Below are 2562 nucleotides of genomic sequence, written 5' to 3' on the forward strand. Positions count from 1 at the left end.
CCCGGCCGCCGCGGCCGGCGACACTCACCATCGCGCCGGACGGAACCGCCGAGGTGGTGCTGGCCGAGCCCGAGGACGGCGTGTCGCCGGGCCAGGCCTGCGCGCTCTACGGCGACGACGGCCCCCGGGCCCGTGTTCTGGGCGGCGGCACCATCCGGCGGGTCGATGCGTTGTCGGCCCGGCCCCGAGAAGCCGCCTGATCTCAATCTCTGGATAATCCGAACGATGCTGAGCGAGCCGCAGATGGCCGGGCCGAGCACGGCCCTGATGCGCAAGGCCTATGCCCGCTGGGCCCCCGTCTACGACGTGGTCTACGACAAGCTCACCGAGCCGGCGGCCCGCGCGGCCGTGGAGGCCGCGGCCGAGCACGGGCCGCGCATCCTGGAGGCCGGCGTCGGCACCGGATTGGCGCTGGGCTACTACCCGAAGGCGAGCTTCGTCTGCGGGGTCGACCTCTCCGAGGACATGCTCAAGCGCGCCCGCGCCAAGGTGAAGCGTCGGAACCTGGCCCACGTGAAGGGCCTGCAGGTGATGGATGTCTGCCACCTCGGCTACGCCGACGCGAGCTTCGACGCCGTGGTGGCGCAGTTCCTGATCACCCTCGTGCCCGACCCCGAGGCCGCGATGTCGGAGTTCCTGCGGGTGGTCCGGCCCGGTGGCGGCATCGTGCTGGCGAACCATTTCGGCCAGAGCGACGGCCCGCTCGCCCGGGTCGAGGAGGTCGTGGCGCCGCTCTGCACCAAGATCGGCTGGTCGTCGGACTTCAAGGCGACCCGGATCGAGGCCTGGGCCCGGCGCAACGGCGTCGAGGTGCTGGGGCTGAAGCCGACCTTCCCGGGCGGGTTCTTCAAGATCCTGCGGATGCGCAAAGCCGGGTGAGCGACGTCGGGCTCGCGTCCGTCCCGGAGGGGCGCTGGAAGCGGATGCGGCGGTGGCTGCCGCTGGTCCTGCTCCTGTGCATCTCGGCGTTCGTGCTGGTCTCGGGCGTCGCGCAACTCCTGAGCCTCGACCGGTTGCTCGCCTCGCGGGCCTGGCTGCACGGCTTCGTCGAGGCCGGGTACCTGCGCGCCGTGGTGGCGGCCTACCTGGTCTACGTCGCCTCCGTGGTGGTCTCGGTGCCGGCCACGCTGTTCCTGACCATGATCTGCGGTTTCCTGTTCGGAATCGTGCCGGGGGCGCTGACTGCGGTCTGCGCGGCCACCACCGGGGCGGCGATCGTGTTCGCCATCGGCAAGGGGCCGGGGGCCGATCTGCTGCGCCGGATGGGCGGCACGCGGCTCGCGGCGTTCACGGACGCGTTCCGGCGCGACGCCTTCGGGTACATCGCGGTGATGCGCCTGCTGCCGCTGTTCCCGTTCTGGATGACGAACCTCGCACCCGCCGCCTGCGGGGTGAAGATGCGGGTCTTCGTGCTGGCGACCTTCCTGGGCCTGCTGCCGGGCGCCCTGGTCTACGCCACGACCGGCGCCGGGATCGAGGACGTGGTCGCGGCCCACGAGGCCGCCAAGGCCGCCTGCCTCGCCGCGGGGACGACCGGTTGCGACGAGGCTCTGACCTTGAGGGCCCTGGTCACGCCCAAGATGGTGGCCGGGCTGGCGATGCTCGCCGTGTTCGCGCTGGGCAGCGTCCTGCTGAGCCGCCGGTTCCGGCGCGCCTGAAGCCGGTTCGTCCGGAACGGCGTTCGTGTCTTGGACCGCCAACCGCCAAATGGATGCCGGTTCGGCCCAAGAGAGCCCGTAACATCGAAGGTGGGAACGGCTCTGGCGTGACTGAGTACCCGGTTAAAAATTTCTGTCGGCGCGCAAATTTAATCTTCACTCTGTGTCGCGCATGGGTCTAATCGTGTCGCCCGGCCGTTTCGGGTAACGAACCTCCCGGACGGCCGCCGTAGGCTGGCATGTTGGATTCCCGTTCGGTCCAAGGTGTTGATTGAGATAACGTTTCTCGTTCCTGTCCCGTTGGGCATCGGCCTCGCTGACGGGGCCATCACCCGATCGCCGGCGGTGTTCTGGTGTTCCGGAGCGTGCCGTAAGAGCCTCTGCGCACGTGCGCGACACAGGCGCCGAGACGGTGGCCTTCTTTCGAGGTGCTCTAAGGTACATGCAACCTCGACCCTATCGTGCTCGTATAGTGCCCGCGGGAATGCCCCCTGTATTCCCGGCTTTGAAACGACGGCGTTACCCCATGTCCCGCGCGAAAGCCGGAAACGGCTCGAGCTCTCGCAATTGCCACCCCGCCCCCACCCGCCCGCGATGCCCGGTCGGAGCGTGATGGGCGTGGCCGTCGAATCCGACCCGGTCACGATGCCGGCGGCGGCCGCCGCGGCACGCGAGGTGCCCGAGCGGCGTCCGGCCCGCCTCGGCCTGTCCGGGCGGCTGTTCCTCGTCACCGTCGCGTTCGTGGTGGTGGCCGAGGTGCTGACCTACGTGCCGGCGGTGGCCAACTACCGGATCGAGTGGATGTCCGACCGGGTCGCGGCCGCGCAGGTCGCCGCCCTGGTCCTCGACGGCCGGACCGGCGAGCCGGTCTCCGAGGCGCTGGAGAGCCGGCTGCTCGCGGGGG

The 2562-nt window shown here is 70.3% G+C and carries 3 protein-coding genes and 1 pseudogene; all 4 read left to right on the forward strand.

The genetic code is table 11. The features are described 5' to 3' along the window. On the forward strand, nucleotides 1–200 hold a 200-nt coding region (locus FV228_RS26590), incomplete at its 5' end, for an aminomethyltransferase beta-barrel domain-containing protein (RefSeq protein ID WP_348645072.1). Between the two features lie 25 nt (nucleotides 201–225). Beyond that, nucleotides 226–879, forward strand: coding sequence for a class I SAM-dependent methyltransferase (locus tag FV228_RS26595; protein WP_147857268.1), 654 nt, complete (start codon nucleotides 226–228; stop codon nucleotides 877–879). Next, entirely contained in the window at nucleotides 876–1658 is a 783-nt protein-coding gene (locus tag FV228_RS26600) for a VTT domain-containing protein (RefSeq protein ID WP_147857269.1), read from the forward strand. The genes FV228_RS26595 and FV228_RS26600 overlap by 4 nt, the downstream gene beginning before the upstream one ends. Nucleotides 1659–2303: 645 nt before the next feature. Beyond that, nucleotides 2304–2562 (forward strand): annotated as a pseudogene (locus FV228_RS26605) (sensor histidine kinase); the annotation flags it as partial.

Origin of the sequence: Methylobacterium sp. WL18 (genome assembly GCF_008040015.1) — a bacterium.
Classification (GTDB): Bacteria; Pseudomonadota; Alphaproteobacteria; order Rhizobiales; family Beijerinckiaceae; genus Methylobacterium; species Methylobacterium mesophilicum.